We start from the raw sequence: 14,577 nt of genomic DNA on the forward strand, positions 1-14,577 counted from the left end.
GGGTTATCACGGCAGATCTTGGACGGCCAAAGGGCTTGCGGCGCAGTCTTGTCGTGTCACCGAGAGACGCACCGCGAGGGAGTACGGACATGAGCAAGGTCTGGTTGATCACGGGCGCCAACAGCGGATTCGGGCGGGCCTTCGCCGAGGCCGCGATCGCCGCCGGGGACGTCGTGGTCGCCGCCGCCCGCCGCCCCGAGGCCCTGGACGACCTGGTCGCGGCCCACCCCGACCAGGTGGACGCGGTCGCCCTGGACGTCACCGACGCGGCGGCGGTCGACCGGGTCGTCGCGGAGGCCGCCGAGCGGCACGGACGCATCGACGTCCTCGTCAACAACGCGGGCCGTACGCACGTCGGTTCGGTCGAGGAGACCGCCGACGCCGAACTGCGCTCCCTCTTCGACGTGCACGTCTTCGGCCCGGCCGCCCTCACGAGGGCCGTCCTGCCGCACATGCGGGCCCGCCGTTCGGGTGCGATCGTGCAGCTCAGCAGCGTCGGCGGGCAGGCGTCGATGGCCGGCTTCGGCGCGTACAGCGCGACGAAGTTCGCCCTGGAGGGGATGTCGGAGGCGCTCGCGGCCGAGGTCGGCCCGCTCGGCATCCGCGTCCTGATCGTCGAGCCGGGTGCCTTCCGGACGAGCCTCTTCGGCAACCACAGCCTCAGCGGCGACGGCATCGCCGACTACGCCGACACGGTGGGCGCGACCCGGGCGTTCGTGGAGACGGGCGGCGGCACGCAGGCGGGCGACCCGGCGAAGGCCGCGGCGGCGGTCATCAAGGCCTTGGACGCCGACGAGACCCCGCTGCGGCTCGCGCTCGGCGACGACTCCATCGACACGATCCTCGGCCACCTGGAGCAGGTGCGGGGCGACCTCACGGCCTGGGAGAAGGTCGGCCGGGACACGAAGCTCGACGGCTGACGGCTGACGGCCGACGGCCGTCAGACACGGAAAGGGCCCGCACCCCGGTTCGCCGGGGTGCGGGCCCTTCTCGTACAGCCCTGCCTCTTAGAGGAAGGAGTTGATCTCGATCGTCTCGGTGCGGCCGGGGCCGACGCCGATCGCGGAGATCGGGGCGCCCGACATCTCCTCCAGGGCCTTCACGTACGCCTGCGCGTTCTTCGGCAGGTCGGCGAAGGTCTTGGCCTTGGTGATGTCCTCGGACCAGCCCGGCAGCATTTCGTAGATCGGCTTCGCGTGGTGGAAGTCGGTCTGCGAGTAGGGCAGCTCCTCGACGCGCTTGCCGTCGATCTCGTACGCGACGCAGACCGGGATCTGCTCCCAGCCCGTCAGCACGTCGAGCTTGGTGAGGAAGAAGTCCGTCAGGCCGTTGACGCGGGTCGCGTAGCGGGCGATGACCGCGTCGAACCAGCCGCAGCGACGGTCACGGCCGGTGGTGACACCGCGCTCGCCACCGATGCGGCGCAGCGCCTCGCCGTCCGCGTCGAAGAGCTCCGTCGGGAACGGGCCGGCGCCGACACGGGTCGTGTACGCCTTGAGGATGCCGATGACCCGGCTGATCTTCGTCGGGCCCACGCCGGCACCGGTGCAGGCGCCGCCCGCGGTCGGGTTCGAGGAGGTGACGAAGGGGTACGTGCCGTGGTCGACGTCGAGCAGGGTGCCCTGGCCGCCCTCGAAGAGCACGACCTTTTCGTCGTCGAGCGCCTTGTTCAGGATCAGCGTGGTGTCCGCGACGAACGGCTTGATCTGCTCCGCGTACTGGAGCATCTCCTCGACGATCTGCGCGGCGTCGATCGCGCGGCGGTTGTAGAGCTTGGCGAGCAGCTGGTTCTTGCCCTCCAGCGCCGCCTCGACCTTCTGGACGAGGATCGACTCGTCGTACAGGTCCTGGACCCGGATGCCGACGCGGTTGATCTTGTCGGCGTAGGTCGGCCCGATGCCGCGACCGGTGGTACCGATCTTGCGCTTTCCGAGGAACCGTTCCGTCACCTTGTCGAGCGTGACGTTGTACGGGGTGATCAGGTGGGCGTTACCGCTGATCAGGAGCTTCGACGTGTCCACGCCGCGCTCGTTCAGTCCGCTCAGCTCGGAGAGCAGGACCGCCGGGTCGACGACGACACCGTTTCCGATCACCGGGGTACACCCCGGCGAGAGGATTCCGGAAGGGAGAAGATGCAGCGCGTACTTCTGGTCGCCGACGACGACGGTGTGGCCGGCGTTGTTGCCGCCCTGGTAACGCACTACATAGTCAACGGATCCACCGAGGAGATCGGTGGCCTTTCCCTTGCCCTCGTCACCCCACTGAGCACCGAGCAGCACAAGTGCGGGCACAGGCGTACACCCCTTCCGGGTGGGGCATGTCCAAGGTCAGGGGCCGAGGCCGCCTCACCGGTGTGCCCCGGAATAGACGAAGCCCCTGGCGCAATAGCGCAAGGGGCTCTTGCACAAAGATGCTACCCGAGGAAGGACCGAGGTGTCGGATCACGACCAGCTGCTGGTCATCGTCGACCCGGTCGCCCGCCGAAGCGACGGCGAGTCCGTGCGGATCGCGAAGGATGTCCTGTCGGCGGGCGCGGAAGCGAAGATCTGCCTGCCGGACAGCCCGGAGGAATTCACCCGGGCCCTGGCGCGGCGCGGCTCCCGGCACCCCGTGGTGCTCGGCGACGACCGCGCTCTGCTCCGTACGGTGACGTTGCTGCACCGGGACCGGGAGCTCGCCGACGGGGCGCTCTCGCTCGTCCCGATCGGCCCGCCGGGCGCCCTGGAACTGGCGCACGCGCTCGGCGTGCCGCGCTCCACCCCGGCGGCGGCGCGGGCGGTCCTCGACGGGGCGGTGCGCCGCCTCGACCTGCTGGTCGACGACAGCGACGGGGTCGTCCTCGGCGACCTGCTCGTCCCGGCCGTGCCCGTCCTGGCCGCGCCGACCTCGTCCGTCTGGGGCACCTGCCGCTCCCTGGTGCGCACGCTGGTCCGGCCGGCCCCGACGGCCCTCGCGGTCCGCACCCACCGGCTGCGGGTGGAGGCGGACGGGGTGCTCCTCGCCGACGTGGACACGCCGGTGGAGGGCCTCTCGGTCCGCTCGGTCGCCGGTACGGCGGAGGTCACGGTCCACCCGGCCCACCACGCGCCGGACCACCGGGCACGGGCCCGCACGCTCACGGTCTCGGGCCCGGACTTCCGCTACCGCGCGGACGGCCGCGTCTCGGGGCCGGTCCGGCGACGGACGTGGACGGCCCGGGCGGGAGCGTGGGGGCTGACGCTTCCCCGGGACACCATGGCGCTCTAGCCTGCCGGTGGGGCGGGAGTGACTGGTGGGACGAGGGGGGCTTGTGGTGGCGCGTGCGCTGGATCTCCGGGAGACGGCCGACGCACTGGACCGGTACCGGCGGAGGGCCGTCGAGCTGATGGGCATCGCGGCGGTCGCCGTCGTGCTGGCCGTCGGTGCCGGCACGCTGCCCTGGGCCTGGGCGTCCGACGGGGTCGGCCTGCTCGGGGGGCTCGCCGTCGCGGCGCTGTCCTTCGGCATCGGCGCCTGGTCCGTCGGGAAGCGGATGGAGCACGCCCTCGGCGCCGGGACCTGGTCGGCGCACGCCGCCGTGCCCGTGGCGCGTGCCTGGAGCGGGGCGACCGTCGTCCTGGCCGCCCCGGGCAGCGGTGAGGTGTGGCCGCTGAAGGTCATGGCGGTACGGCAGCGGTACGAGCTCGTGCGGCCAGGACCGGACGGGGTGCTGTGGTGGTGCGGGGACCCGAACCTGGGCGGAGTGATCGCGCCTCCCGGCGGCGGCGAGCTGATCTGGGCGAAGCCCGTACGGGGACGGGCCGCGCGGCGCCGGATCGTGGCGCGGGCGGAGCGGGAGGGCCTGCTGAGCCGTCCGGTGCCGAGGAGCCCGCAGACGGCCCCCACGCCCGTCACGGCGGTGGAACACCGTCGGCGCCGGTGGGGCGTCTGGCGCTGGGTCGTCCTGGTCGCCGCCGTCACCCTGGGCCTCGGCATCTACGGCGCGGAACGGTCGATGGACGACCCTCGGATCGACCTCACCATCCTGAGCAGACAGGCCGGAGACGCCTGCACGGTCAGCTGGAAGGACCCCTTCGACGGGACCGCGCGGACCGGCCCCTACCAGTGCACCCCCGACCTGGACCCGGTCCTCGAAGGCTGGGACACCGGCTTCGTCGTCTCGTACGGCCCCTGGAAGGGCGACCTGTACAACGCGGACTGGGAGGGCACTCCCGCCGGCGACGTGAACGACGCCTTGTTCGTCCTCGGCGCGCCGGGGCTGCTCGTGGGGCTCGTGGGGGGCGGGGTGAGCCTGTGGCGTCGGCGGGCCGTCGCCCCCGTCCCGTACACGGATCCGGCCCCTGGGGGCGCTCCCCGCGTGAGCCTCGACAAGGCCCGTACCGAGCCCTCCGCGACGTACGCCCGGCTCGCCGCCCACGCCGGGCGTCGGGCCATCCCGCAGACCCGCACCCACCGCCCCGAGGCGGACGTCCGCGCGGTGCCCTGGTGGCGCGTGCGGGGGCTGCGCCGGGGCTCCGGGCTGAACGAGGTGCTGATGGCGGCGACCGGATGCGCGGGCGCCGGCCTGGGCGTGTGGCTCGACGTCGGGATCCCGGCGTACGTCATGGCGGTCCTGATGGCCGGCACGCTCCTGCGCTCCGGCTTCCGGCTGCTGACGACCGGCCGCCCCGCGGCCCTGCTCCTCGCCCGGGCCGCGACCGCCCCCGTACCCGTCGTGCGGCGGTACGCCCTGCTGCACGACCCCCGGGGCAGCGTTCCCGTCCTGGTCGTCTTCCCGGCGCACGGCGGGCCGGACGACCGGCCCGAGGGGCTGATCGCGCTCGCCCCGCCCGGGACGCCGAACCGCCCCTCGGTCGGGCTGCCCTCGGAGCCGACCGGCTCCGTGGAGCTGCGCGGCTGGCTCGACCGGGCGGACGACGGCCTGCCGATCGTCGTCCCGTGGATCGAGGGGCGACCGCTGTGGCCTGTGGAGCCGTACGCGGAGGCGGGCGGCTCGGGCTTCGAGGAGCACCTGGAGTGGCTGGCGCCGCCCGAGGAGGATCAGCCCGAGGAGGATCAGGAGGCGGGGGCCCCGGCTCCCTGAGCCTCCTTGTGGACCCGCCAGCGGTCCATGATCCCCAGCATCTCCGTCTGCAGGAACGCGAAGAAGTCGGCGGTCTCGGCGGTCCGCCGGCCCGCCGCCGTGTCCGGGCCCAGCGTCTCCGCGCCGTCGCGGAGGACCTTCTCCCAGCGGGTCAGGACCTGGTCGCGGCGGGTGAAGGTCTCGTACCAGAGCTCGTTGTGGAGGACGTACCGCTCGCGCCGGGTGCCGGGATCGCGCTCGCGGCTGATCATGCTGACCTGGCTGAGGTAGCGGATCGCGCCGGAGACCGCCGCCGGGCTGATCTTGAGCTGTTCGGCGAGCTCGGCCGAGGTCATGGAGGCCGTCTCGGAGGCGAGGAGCGCCGCGAAGACCCGGGCGGCCATGCGCTGCATGCCGGCTTCCGTCATCTCGGCGGCGAGGCGCTCGACGAAGCGGGAGGCCGCCGCGTCGTCGACCTCGGTCCCTTCGGGGGTGCTCATGCCGCTCATCGTCTCCCTCGCTCGCCCGTCCACCCCGACTTTATACGCTTCCTTAACTTCACAACTTTGTGAAATGAGCGTACGTTCTGAAACATGACGAAGGCAATCAGCGTCGCCGGACTCCACAAGTCCTTCGGGCGCACCCACGCGCTGGACGGCCTCGACCTCACCGTCGAGACCGGCGAGGTCCACGGCTTCCTCGGCCCCAACGGCGCCGGGAAGTCCACCGCCATCCGGGTCCTCCTGGGCCTGCTGCGCCCCGACTCCGGCGCCGCCGGCGTCCTGGGCAGAGACCCCTGGCAGCACGCCGTCGAGCTGCACCGCCGCATCGCGTACGTCCCCGGCGACGTGACGCTCTGGCGCAACCTCTCCGGCGGCGAGGTCATCGACCTGTTCGGCCGGCTGCGCGGCGGCGGCCTCGACCGGGCCCGGCGCGCCGAGCTGATCGAGCGCTTCGAGCTCGACCCCACCAAGAAGGGCCGCACCTACTCGAAGGGCAACCGCCAGAAGGTCGCCCTCGTCGCCGCCTTCGCCTCCGACGTCGACCTGCTCGTCCTCGACGAGCCGACCAGCGGCCTCGACCCGCTGATGGAGGAGGTCTTCCAGGCCTGCGTCACCGAGGCGCGCGAGCGCGGCCGGACGGTGCTCCTGTCCTCGCACATCCTCAGCGAGGTCGAGACCCTCTGCGACCGGGTCAGCATCGTCCGCAAGGGGCGGACCGTCGAGTCCGGTTCGCTCACGGAGCTGCGCCACCTGACCCGTACGAGCGTCACCGCCGAGCTGGCCTCGCCGCCCAACGGGCTCGCCGGCCTCCCCGGCGTCCACGACCTCGCCGTGACGGGACACCGGGTCAGGCTCCAGGTCGACACCGACAAGCTCGACGCCGTCCTGCGGTCCCTGACCGAGTCGGGCGTCCGGAGCCTGACGAGCACCCCGCCCACCCTGGAGGAGCTCTTCCTCCGCCATTACGCCGACGAGACGGCCGAGGCGGCCGAGGCAGCCGAGGCGGTCGCGTCATGAGCACGAGCGTCGCCCTCGCCGGTACCGGGACCCTCGCCCGGCTCGCCCTGCGCCGGGACCGGGTCATGATCCCGCTCTGGGCCCTCGTCACCGGCGGCCTGGTCGCCAGCGGCGCCGGCTCCCTGGAGGGGCTGTACGGCACGGCCGCCGAGCGCGCCGAGATCGCCGCCTCCATGACCGCCAACAGCTCCATGCGCTCGCTCTACGGGCCGGTCTTCGGCGACTCCCTCGGCGGGCTCGTCGCCTGGCGCTTCGGCACCTTCGCCGCCGTCCTCGCCGCCGTCGCCAGCCTGATGGTCGTCATCCGGCACACCCGCGACGAGGAGGAGACGGGCCGTCAGGAGATGCTCTCCGCCGGAGCGGTCGGCCGCCGGGCCCCGCTCACCGCCGCCCTCCTCGCCGCGCTCGTCCTCAACACCGCCGTCGCCCTCATCGTCACGGCGGGCCTCGCCGGACAGGGCGCGGCCGGGGCGCTCGCCCTCGGCCTCGCCGTCGGCGGCACCGGCATGGTCTTCGCGACCCTGGCCGCCGTCACCGCGCAGCTCACGGAGAGCGCCCGCCTCGCGAGGGGCCTGGCGGCGGCTGTCCTCGGCCTCGCCTTCGTCCTGCGGGCGGCCGGCGACGCCGGTACGGCCTCCGGGGGCTCGGTCCTGACCTGGCTCTCCCCCGTCGGCTGGGCCGAGAACGTCCGCGCCTTCGCCGGCGAGCGCTGGTGGGTGCTGCTCCTGATCGTCGCGGCCGTCCTGGCGCAGACGGCGGTGGCGTACGCGCTGACCGGCCGCCGGGACGTCGGCGCGAGCTTCCTCGCGACCCGGCCGGGTCCGGCGGAGGGCAAGCTCGCCTCGGCGGGGGCGCTCGCCTGGCGGCTCCAGCGCGGCTCGCTCCTCGGCTGGTCGCTCGGCTTCCTCGTCGGCGGGCTCGTCTTCGGCGGGATGGTCGAGGGCGCGGCCGACATCGTCGGCGACAACGAACAGGCCCGGCAGATCTTCGAGCGGATGGGCGGGCAGAGCGGTCTCACGAACGCCTTCCTCGCCACCATGGTCTCCCTCTTCGGGATGGTCGCGGCGCTGTTCGCGGTCGGTTCGGTGCTGCGGGCGCACGGCGAGGAGACCTCCGGCCGGGCCGAACCGCTCCTCGCGAACGCGCTGGGCCGGATCCGCTGGGCCGCCGGCCACCTGGTGATCGCCTTCGGCGGCTCCGCCCTGATCCTGGCCCTCGCCGGACTCGGCCTCGCCCTCTCGTACGGGCACGACCTCGGCCCGGTCCTGGGCGCCGCGCTCGGACAGCTCCCGGCGGTGTGGACCCTCGCGGGGCTCGCGGTCCTCCTCTGGGGCACCGCCCCGAAGGCCGCGACCGCCGCGTGGGGCGCGGCCGGGATCTGTCTGGCGCTCGGCTGGATCGGCCCGGCGCTCGACCTGCCGCAGGCGGCCCTGGACCTCTCCCCCTTCGGCCACCTGCCGAAGCTCCCCGGCCAGGACCTGGCCTGGGCCCCGGTCCTGGCCCTGACGGCCCTGGCGGCGGCCCTGGTCACGGCGGGCCTCGCGGGGCTGCGCCGCCGTGACCTGACGACGAGCTGACGACTGCCGGGCGGCCGTCGGCGGTCGGCAGTCGGCAGTCGGCAGTCGGCCGTCAGCCGTCAGCCGTCAGCCGTCGGCTCACACCTCCACGAGCAGCGCCTCGACGCCCCGGATCACGTACCCCGGCGTCCGTACGGGCTCCGCCGCGAGCCGCAGGTCCGGCGCCTGGCGGAGCAGCTCGCCGAAGACCGCGTCCAGTTCGAGGCGGGCGAGCGGGGCGCCGAGGCAGTAGTGGATGCCCGCGCCGAAGGTGATGTGGGGGTTGTCGGCGCGGGTGAGGTCGAGCTCGTCGGCCGTGGGGCCGAAGCGGGCCGGGTCGCGGTTGGCGGAGCCGAAGAGGAGCGCGACCTCGGAGCCGCGCGGGATGACCTGGCCGCCGATCTCGATGTCGTCGAGGACCCAGCGCTCGAACATCTGGAGCGGGGTGTCGTACCGCAGAAGTTCTTCCACAGCTGTGGACAACTTTTCGGGATCCGGCCGGACGTCCTGCTTCAGGAGGGTCCACCAGCCGTTGACCGTGGTGTTCACGGTGGCCTCGTGGCCCGCGTTCAGGAGCAGCACACAGGTGGAGATCATCTCCTGCTCCGTCAGCTCCTCCACCCCGATGAGCCCCGAGATCAGGTCGTCCCCCGGGCTCTTCCGGCGCCGCGCGATCAGCTCCCGCAGATAGTCCGAGAACTCGATCGAGGCCGTCACCGCCCGCCGGGCCGTGTCCTCCGAGGGGTTCAGCTCGAACATCCCGCAGATCGCCGCCGACCAGGGCCGCAGCCGCCCCCGCTCCTCGTCGTCCTCCGGGATGCCCAGCATCTCGGCGATCACCGCGACGGGGAGGGGCTCGGCGACCGAGGCGAGCAGATCGCCGCCGCCCCGCGCGACCAGGTCCCCGACGAGCCCGGCGGCCAGCCGCCGTACCGTCGGCGCCAGGTTCTCCACCGTCCTCGGCGTGAACGCCTTCGACACGAGCCGCCGGATCCGGGAGTGGTCGGCCGCCTCCAGATCGAGCAGCCCGTGGTCGTTGAGCGTGTGGAACGGCTCGTACGCGGCGGGCGGCGCCTCCTGCCCGAACTCCTCGTGCGTGAACCGGTGCGTGTACGTCCGGCCCAGCCGCCGGTCCCGGAGGAGCGCCGACACGTCCTCGTAGTGCGGGATCAGCCACTGCCGGGTGGGCCCGTGCCAGTGCGCGCGGCCGGCGGCGCGCAGCCGGGCGTAGGCGGGGTACGGATCGGCGACGAACTCGGGGGACCAGGGGTCGTACACAGCGTCAACAGCGTCGATGGCGTCCATGACCGGACGCTACCCCCGAACGGGCCGTCAGCCGCCGACGCGCACCAGGCCCGCCTCGTACGCGAAGACCGCCGCCTGCGTCCGGTCGCGCAGCCCCAGCTTCACGAGGATGCGGCTCACGTGCGTCTTGATCGTGGACTCGGCGACGACCAGGTGCTCGGCGATCTCGACGTTCGACAGGCCCTGCGCGATGAGCACGAGGACCTCCGTCTCCCGCTCCGTGAGCTCCCCGATCTGCGCCATGGCGGGCGGGCGCGGGGAACTGCCGGGCGCCTTCGCGAACTCGGTGATGAGCCGCTTGGTGACGGTCGGCGCGAGCAGCGCCTCGCCCTCCGCGACCACCCGCACGCCGTCCGCGAGCTGCCGGGCCGAGGCGTCCTTGAGGAGGAAGCCGGAGGCCCCGGCGCGCAGCGCCTGGTACACGTACTCGTCCAGGTCGAAGGTGGTCAGGACGAGGACCTTCGCGTCCGCGTCGGCGGCGACGATCTCCCGCGTGGCCTCGATGCCGTTCAGCTCGGGCATGCGGATGTCCATGAGGACGACGTCCGGGCGGAGGGCGGCGACCTGGGAGATCGCCTCCCGGCCGTTGACGGCCTCGCCGACGACCTCGATGTCGGGCATCGCGCCGAGCAGCACGGAGAAGCCCTCGCGGACCATCATCTGGTCGTCGACGATCAGCACACGGATGCTCATTCCACGCTCTCCTCACGGCTCACGGGGATGAAGGCCGCCACCTCGTAGCCGCCGTCCGCCGTCACCTCGGCGGTCATCTCCCCGCCCAGCATCGTCACACGCTCCCGCATGCCGGTGATGCCGTGACCCGCGCCCGGCGAGGGCTTCACGAGACCGCGCGCCGGACCGTTGGCGATCCGCAGCCCGAGCCCCCCGAGGACATAGCTGACCTCGACCTTCGCCGCCGCGCCCGGCGCGTGCCGCAGCACGTTCGACAGGGCCTCCTGGACGATCCGGTACGCGGAGAGCTCCACGCCCTGCGGCAACTCCCGCACCGCGCCGGTCACCGTCTTCTCGACGACGAGCCCGGCCTCGGTGACGTTGCGGACGAGGGAGTCCAGGTCGCCGAGCGTCGGCTGGGGCGCGTCGGGCGCCTCGTAGTCCTCGGCCCGTACGACCCCGAGGATGCGACGCAGCTCGGTCAGCGCGGCGACCGCGTTCTCGCGGATGGTGAGGAAGGCCTGCTCCAGCTCCGGCGGCGGGTTCTCGACCCGGTAGGGCGCGGCCTCCGCCTGGATGGCGACCACCGACATGTGGTGGGCGACGACGTCGTGGAGCTCACGGGCGATGGTGGTGCGCTCTTCGAGGACGGTCCGCTTCGAGATCTCCTGCGCGGTCACCGTCTTGTGGGCGGTGACCTCGCGGTCGGCCTGACGGCGGACCTGGAACATGGAGACGGTGAGCAGGACGAGGGCCGAGACGAAGAGGAGCGGAACCGAGACGGAGCTGCGCCCCCGGCCGAGGAACATCTCGGCGAAGAGGCAGTAGCCGGCCGTCACGATCCACATCCACACGGCGGTACGGGGCGAGGTGCGGGCGGCGACCACGGCGAGGACCACCACATGGCCGACGAGGCAGGCCGCCGTCCAGGGCCAGCCGCCGTCGAAGCCGCCGATGTACCCGACGAAGGGGGCCGCGCCGAGCGAGGCCCAGAAGGCGAGGATCGGCCGGACCAGGGTGAGCAGCACGATCGCGGCCGGCGCGCAGGTGATCACGAGCGCCGACACGCCGAAGGCGTAGTAGATCCGGTCGTATCCCAGGGCGAAGACGATCACGGCGCAGAACGCGACGAAGGCGTGCGGGAGCAACCCCGCGAAGATACGTATCCGCTCCGGCAGGAAGCGGGTGGGCCCGCTGTTCACGTCCATGCGCGGCAGCGGCCGGTAGGCGAAGGCATCATGAAACAGCTCTTGGCGCAGCCCGCCGAGGGCCACCTGCACCAGGTGGAGCTCGGGGCTGCGGCTCGTCTCGGAGGTCCGTGTCTCGGTCACGCGCTCCACGGTACGGGCGCCGGGAGACCCGGTCGTCCCGCTCGTTGCGGATCCTCCGCCGTCCCCCCTGAGGACTACGCGCGGCCCCGCAGCTCCGTCACACGCCTCACCAGGCCAGCTGGGCGATCTCCTCCGAGACCACCGCGCAGGCGTCCGCCGCCGGGTCGATCAGGGGGAAGTGGCCGATGCCTTCGAGGAGGGTGAGGCCGATCTCCTCGCCCGCCTTCGCCGCCGCGTCCGCGTAGGCCTCGGCGACGGTGTGCGGGACGTCGCGGTCCTCGCGGCCCTGGACGATCGTGGTCGCGATGCCCGTCGGGAGGAGGGCGGCCGGGTCCGCGAAGGGTGCCCGGTGGGCGTACTCCGCCTCGCCGCCGAGGAGTTCGGTGACCGCGCCGCCGCACACGTCGAGCTCCACCGCACGGTCGAAGTGGGCGATGGGGGCGAGGGCCACGACCCCGCGCAGTGCGGGCGGGGCGGGCAGGCGCCACGGGGAGCCGGCGGGCAGGACGTGCCGGGCGGCGGCCCAGAGGGCGAGGTGGCCGCCGGCGGAGTGGCCGGTGAGGACGATCCGGGCGGTGTCCGCCTGCGGCAGGTGGACGGCGGCCAGGGCCGGTACGGCGTCGAGCGCGGCGGCCACGTCGTCGAAGGTCTCCGGCCAGCGCCCGGCGACCGGCGCCGTACCGCCCTGGCGGGGGATGTCGCTGCCGCGCCGGTACTCGACGCTGGCCACGGCGAAGCCCCGGCGGGCCAGGAAGTCCACGAACGGGGTCAGGTGCTGCCGGTCGTACGGCGCCCGCCACGCGCCGCCGTGCAGGGCGACGACGAGCGGGGCCCGGGTGCGGCCGTCGCGCGGGGCGTAGAAGTCGACCACCTGGTCCGGGTGGTCGCCGTACGCGGCGGAGGCGTCCGGGGCGACGGCCGGGTGCGAGAAGGCCGAGGCTTCTTCGGCGGCATCCCGCGCGGCGGGGTCCGGCATGCTGTTCCAACCTCTCGGAGACGCGGCCGAATTGGCCTGACCTGCGGGGACGGTACCAGCACCGGAGCCCCCGCAGATCAGGCGATCATCGGACGGTCACCCCTCAGGCGGGGAGGTCGGCCAAGACCTCCGCGAGGACGCGGGCCGCCCGCTCCGCGTCCGCGAAGCCGACGTACAGCGGCGTGAAGCCGAACCGCAGCACGTCCGGGCGGCGCAGGTCGCCGACGACCCCGCGCTTGATCAGCTCCGCCATGACGGCCGGCGCGTTCTCGCAGCTCAACGCGGCCTGGCTGCCGCGCTCGCCGTGCGCCCCGGGGGTCACGGAGGTGACCCGGCCCTCGGGGACGTACGCCCGCACGCACTCCAGGAAGAAGTCCGTCAACGCGAGGGACTTGGCGCGCACGTCCTCGATCGCGACCCCGTCCCAGACGTCCAGCGCCGATTCGAGGGCCAGCATGGAGAGGATGTCCGGCGTCCCGACCCGGCCCCGCACGGCACCCGACGCCGCCTCGTACCCGGGGGTCATCGCGAACGGGTCCGTGTGCGAGTTCCAGCCGGGCAGCGGCGAGTCGAAGGCCGCCTGGTGGCGCTCGGCGACGTACAGGTACGCGGGCGAACCGGGGCCGCCGTTCAGGTACTTGTAGGTGCAGCCGACGGCCAGGTCGACCCCGTGGGCGTCCAGGCCGACGGGCAGCGCGCCCGCGCTGTGGCACAGGTCCCAGACGGCGAGCGCGCCCGCCGCGTGGAGCGCGGCGGTGAGACCGGGCAGGTCCTGGAGCCGGCCCGTCCGGTAGTCGACGTGGTTGACGAGCGCGAGCGCCGTACGGTCGCTCACCGCGTCCGCCATGTCGGCCGGGTCGCACGCCACGATCTCGTGACCCGTCATCCGCGCCGCGGACTCCGCGATGTACCCGTCCGTGGGAAAGGTCGTCGCGTCGACGAGGATCTCTTCCCGCTCGTCGCCGTTGATCCGGGCCGCGGCGACGACCGCCTTGAAGACGTTCACGCTCGTCGAGTCGCCGACCACGATCTGCCCGGGGGCGGCGCCGACGATCGGGGCGATCCGGTCGCCGATCCGCTCGGGCGCGGTCCACCAGCCGGACTCGTCCCAGGAGCGGATGCGCAGCTCGCCCCACTCGCGGGTGATCACGTCGGCCATGCGGGCCGGGACGTGCGCGGGAAGCGCGCCGAGGGAGTTGCCGTCGAGGTAGACGGTCCCCTCGTCGAGGGCGAACCTCTCGCGGTGCCCGGCCAGGCCGTCGGCGGCGTCGAGCCGGGCTGCCTTCTCCTCGTACGACTCAGACATGGCTGCGGGCCGTCCAGAGCTCGGGGAACACGTTCTTCTGGGCCCGCTTCTCAAGCCAGGCCACGCCGGCCGAACCGCCGGTGCCGGTCTTCGCGCCCATCGCGCGCCGGGTCGCCACCAGGTGGTCGTTGCGCCAGCGCCAGACCAGCTCGGCGACGTCGCTCAGGGCCTCGCCGAGGCGGACCAGCTCGGTGTTCTGGTCGGCGTCCGCGTAGATCCCGGCCCAGACGGCCTCGACCTCGGGCGAGGGCTCGTACCGCTGCGCGAGGTCACGGCCGAGGACCGACTGCGGCACGGGCAGACCGCGCCGGGCCAGCAGGGCGAGGACCTCGTCGTACAGGCTCGGCTCCTGGAGCGCCTTCTCCAGCTCGGCGTGGACGCGCGGCGCGCCCCGGTGCGGGACGAGCATCGACGCGGACTTCTCGCCGAGCAGGAACTCCATGCGGCGGTACATCGCCGACTGGAAGCCGGAGCCCTCGCCGAGCGCGGCCCGGTAGGCGTTGAACTGGCCGGGGGTGAGCTGGGCCAGCGGCCGCCACGAGTGGTTGAGCGCCTCCAGCTCGCGGACCGAGCGCTTGAGGGCGTCCATCGCGACGGGGACGCGGTCCTCGCGCAGGGCGCGGCTCGCGGTCTCCCACTCGTGGACGATGACCGTGAACCACAGCTCCATGACCTGGGTGGTGACCAGGAAGACCATCTCGCCCGGGTCGTCCGAGCGGAGGTGCTGGAGGTGGGTGAGGACGTCCGCCTGGACGTAGTCCTCGTACGGCGTGGTGCCCGCGAAGTCGAGGTTCGGGTCGACGGCGACCGAACCGGCTCCGGAATCGGGAGAACCCTGGGGGAGTGACATTGCTGTCTCCTCGATACGAA

The 14,577-nt window shown here is 73.2% G+C and carries 13 protein-coding genes; 5 read left to right on the forward strand and 8 right to left on the reverse strand.

The features are described from left to right. Positions 1 to 89 precede the first annotated feature (89 nt). The gene (locus ACFC0G_RS25790; protein ID WP_376407133.1) at positions 90 to 920 is read left to right on the forward strand and encodes an oxidoreductase; all 831 of its coding nucleotides are present in this window, start codon (positions 90 to 92) and stop codon (positions 918 to 920) included. Positions 921 to 1,007: 87 nt separating this feature from the next. Here ACFC0G_RS25790 and ACFC0G_RS25795 read toward each other — a convergent pair whose 3' ends face one another. Continuing rightward, a complete protein-coding gene (locus ACFC0G_RS25795; RefSeq protein WP_376407135.1) occupies positions 1,008 to 2,291 on the reverse strand; it encodes an adenylosuccinate synthase in 1,284 nt (427 codons plus the stop codon). A 142-nt stretch (positions 2,292 to 2,433) separates the two neighbouring features. Here ACFC0G_RS25795 and ACFC0G_RS25800 point away from each other — a divergent pair, with 142 nt between their 5' ends. Continuing rightward, positions 2,434 to 3,246 (forward strand): diacylglycerol kinase, encoded by an 813-nt coding sequence (locus tag ACFC0G_RS25800; protein ID WP_376407137.1) that lies wholly within the window; start codon positions 2,434 to 2,436, stop codon positions 3,244 to 3,246. 46 nt (positions 3,247 to 3,292) lie between these two features. Further along, positions 3,293 to 5,062 (forward strand): hypothetical protein, encoded by a 1,770-nt coding sequence (locus ACFC0G_RS25805; RefSeq protein ID WP_376407139.1) that lies wholly within the window; start codon positions 3,293 to 3,295, stop codon positions 5,060 to 5,062. Here the strand turns inward: ACFC0G_RS25805 and ACFC0G_RS25810 are convergent. Continuing rightward, positions 5,035 to 5,550, reverse strand: coding sequence for a GbsR/MarR family transcriptional regulator (locus ACFC0G_RS25810; RefSeq protein ID WP_376407141.1), 516 nt, complete (start codon positions 5,548 to 5,550; stop codon positions 5,035 to 5,037). The genes ACFC0G_RS25805 and ACFC0G_RS25810 overlap by 28 nt on opposite strands. An 84-nt stretch (positions 5,551 to 5,634) precedes the next feature. Here ACFC0G_RS25810 and ACFC0G_RS25815 point away from each other — a divergent pair, with 84 nt between their 5' ends. Together ACFC0G_RS25815 and ACFC0G_RS25820 are read left to right on the forward strand one after the other, a co-directional pair. Continuing rightward, positions 5,635 to 6,561: an ATP-binding cassette domain-containing protein gene (locus tag ACFC0G_RS25815; protein WP_376407143.1), complete on the forward strand. Its 927-nt coding sequence runs from the start codon at positions 5,635 to 5,637 to the stop codon at positions 6,559 to 6,561. Then, entirely contained in the window at positions 6,558 to 8,138 is a 1,581-nt protein-coding gene (locus tag ACFC0G_RS25820; RefSeq protein WP_376407145.1) for an ABC transporter permease, read from the forward strand. The genes ACFC0G_RS25815 and ACFC0G_RS25820 overlap by 4 nt, the downstream gene beginning before the upstream one ends. 78 nt (positions 8,139 to 8,216) lie before the next feature. On the opposite strand, the gene ACFC0G_RS25825 is transcribed toward ACFC0G_RS25820, so the two are convergent. The 6 genes from ACFC0G_RS25825 to ACFC0G_RS25850 form a co-directional block, all read right to left on the reverse strand. Continuing rightward, entirely contained in the window at positions 8,217 to 9,422 is a 1,206-nt protein-coding gene (locus ACFC0G_RS25825; RefSeq protein ID WP_376407147.1) for a cytochrome P450, read from the reverse strand. A gap of 27 nt (positions 9,423 to 9,449) precedes the next feature. After that, positions 9,450 to 10,115 (reverse strand): response regulator, encoded by a 666-nt coding sequence (locus ACFC0G_RS25830; protein ID WP_376407149.1) that lies wholly within the window; start codon positions 10,113 to 10,115, stop codon positions 9,450 to 9,452. Beyond that, positions 10,112 to 11,434, reverse strand: coding sequence for a sensor histidine kinase (locus tag ACFC0G_RS25835; protein WP_376407151.1), 1,323 nt, complete (start codon positions 11,432 to 11,434; stop codon positions 10,112 to 10,114). Before ACFC0G_RS25835 ends, ACFC0G_RS25830 begins: the two co-directional genes overlap by 4 nt. Positions 11,435 to 11,531: 97 nt before the next feature. Next, positions 11,532 to 12,401: an alpha/beta hydrolase gene (locus ACFC0G_RS25840; protein ID WP_376407153.1), complete on the reverse strand. Its 870-nt coding sequence runs from the start codon at positions 12,399 to 12,401 to the stop codon at positions 11,532 to 11,534. A 103-nt stretch (positions 12,402 to 12,504) separates the two neighbouring features. Next, complete coding sequence (gene kynU, locus ACFC0G_RS25845) at positions 12,505 to 13,707, reverse strand: kynureninase (RefSeq protein ID WP_376407155.1); 1,203 nt, start codon at positions 13,705 to 13,707, stop codon at positions 12,505 to 12,507. Then, positions 13,700 to 14,557, reverse strand: coding sequence for a tryptophan 2,3-dioxygenase family protein (locus ACFC0G_RS25850; protein ID WP_376407157.1), 858 nt, complete (start codon positions 14,555 to 14,557; stop codon positions 13,700 to 13,702). The genes kynU and ACFC0G_RS25850 overlap by 8 nt, the downstream gene beginning before the upstream one ends. Positions 14,558 to 14,577 lie beyond the last annotated feature (20 nt).

The sequence above is a fragment of the Streptomyces sp. NPDC056169 genome, assembly GCF_042268445.1.
GTDB lineage: Bacteria > Actinomycetota > Actinomycetes > Streptomycetales > Streptomycetaceae > Streptomyces.